This window comes from Frankia sp. CoWAU3 (genome assembly GCF_977971855.1).
Map to the genome: position 1 here is coordinate 11,985 of NZ_CDWWXB010000082.1, position 2,173 is coordinate 14,157.

The window sequence follows — 2,173 nt, forward strand, 5'->3', positions numbered from 1 at the left end:
TTCGGGTCCGACTGACGGCCGGCCCTGACGCCGGGTCCGGATCCGGGACCGTCAGCGCGCGATGACCGCCCTGCGCAGACGCGCCACGGCGCGTTCGGCGTCGCCGGTTGTGACGATCAGGCGCCGGAACTCGCCACCCGGGCGGACCTCCACCACGACCGCGGGCCGGCCGCGGTAGACAGCGACAAACTCCTTGCCGCCCCGCGACCGCCAGGTTCCGAGGGCCATGACGCGCGGCAGTCCGGTCCCGGGCGCCCGCCATCCGTGCACTTCCGCGAACGCATCCGCCGCCAGGCGTACGTCGAGTACCTCGTCGAGCCGCACGGAGACGTCCCCACGCACCGCGCCGATCCGTTCAAGCCCGCGCAGGACGACCTCGACCCGCTTGTCCACAACCTCCAGGCTGGCCACAGCTCCCACGTTAATGCCACAACCCGCTCGGGTTCGCCTGATCGCCGTGGCCACCTGTCCCAGGACCGGCCTGCACGATCAGGTCGAGGGGGACGGCCGGGCGTAGGCCTCGGCGTCCTCGGCCCTGATCACGTACATCACCGCGTTGATCAGGGCCAGATGGGTGAACGCCTGGGGGAAGTTTCCGAGATGGCGGCCACTGACCGGATCGATCTCCTCGGCATAGAGATCCAGCGGGCTGGCGAGGCTCAGCAGCCGTTCACACAGCTGCCGGGCACGGGTCAGCTCGCTGATCTCCACCAGGGCGGAGACCAGCCAGAACGAGCAGATCAGGAAGGCGCCCTCGGTGCCGGAGACCCCGTCGTCGGTCTCCTCCGTGCGGTAGCGCAGGACCAGCCCGTCAACGGTCAGCTCGTCGGCGATCGCGAGCACGGTGGCCTTCACGCGTTCGTCGGCCGCCGGCAGGAACCCGAGCAGCGGAATCAGGAGCAGTGAGGCGTCGAGCGCCTTCGATCCGTAGTACTGGGTGAACACACCGCGATGATCCATACCCTTCTCGCACACCTCGGCGTGGATCTCCTCCGCCACGGCCCGCCAGCGCGCCGCCGTCTTGGCGTCCCCCCGCATCTGCGCCAGCCGCCGACCCCGGTCCAGGGCAACCCAGCACATCATCTTGGACACGGTGAAGTGCTGCGGCGCCCCGCGCACCTCCCACATCCCGCGGTCCGGCTCCCGCCAGTGCGTGGCCGCCGCCTCGACGAGGCGCACGAGCACCGGCCAGAGCCGTTCGGAGAGGTAGTCACGGGACTTGGTGTGCAGGTACACGGAGTCGAGAACGACGCCCCAGACGTCGTGTTGACGTTGCAGTGCCGCTGCGTTGCCGATCCGTACCGGGTAGGCTCCCTCGTAGCCGGACAGGTGACCGAGGACCTCCTCGTCGATCTTCGGCTCGCCGCTCACCCGGTACATCACCTGGATGTCGTCGTCATCGTTCTCGGCGACGTCGGCGATGAACGAGAAGAAATCGTTGGCCTCGTAGTCCAGCCCGAGGGTGTACAGGCCCCACAGCGCGAAGGTGGAATCGCGGATCCAGCTGTACCGGTAGTCCCAGTTCCGTTCGCCGCGCGGGGTCTCCGGCAACGAGGTGGTCGAGGCGGCGAGCAGAGCACCGGTCGGCGCGTAGGTCAGTCCTTTCAGCGCGAGCGCGCTGCGCTGCAGATGGCGCCGCCAGGGATGGTCGGGAAACATTCCCCGCGACAGCCACTGGCGCCAGAACTCCGTTGTCCGGTCGACGGCGACGCACGCCTGCAGGTAGGTGTCCGGAAGCAGGGGCTCCTCCGGGCGCCAGGTGAGCGCGACGAACGCGGTGTCCCCCTCCCGCAGCGTGGTGCGAGCCAGTGCCCGCCGGCCGTCGAAACCGAGCCGCAGGTCGGTACGCAGCCGCAGCGTGACGTTGGTGCCCGCATGGCTGATCACGCCGGAGGAGTAATCCTCTCCCTCGTACTGCCAGGACTCGGGCTCACGGCCGTAGTCGAAGTTCGGCTCGCACACCAGGCTGAGATCCACCGAGCCGTGCTCACAGCGAGCCAGCCGGAGCAGCACGTGGTCGGCGTCCCAGTCGCTCGGCGTCCGACGGTGCGTGTTCGAACGCTTGTGGGTGCGATGCCAGCGCCCGACCACCAGGCAATCGGTGACGATGAGCCAGCCGTTCGGCGTCTGCCAGGTGGTCTCGAGAATGTTCGTCCCGGGGAGATAACGCCGG

General features: G+C 68.9%; 2 protein-coding genes. Both read right to left on the reverse strand.

The features are described from left to right. Positions 1–51: 51 nt before the first annotated feature. Positions 52–411, reverse strand: coding sequence for a hypothetical protein (locus tag AC08ON_RS09680; RefSeq protein WP_023840019.1), 360 nt, complete (start codon positions 409–411; stop codon positions 52–54). A gap of 78 nt (positions 412–489) precedes the next feature. Next, positions 490–2,173 (reverse strand): glycoside hydrolase family 15 protein (locus AC08ON_RS09685; RefSeq protein ID WP_476616812.1); only part of this gene is annotated, 1,684 nt, incomplete at its 5' end.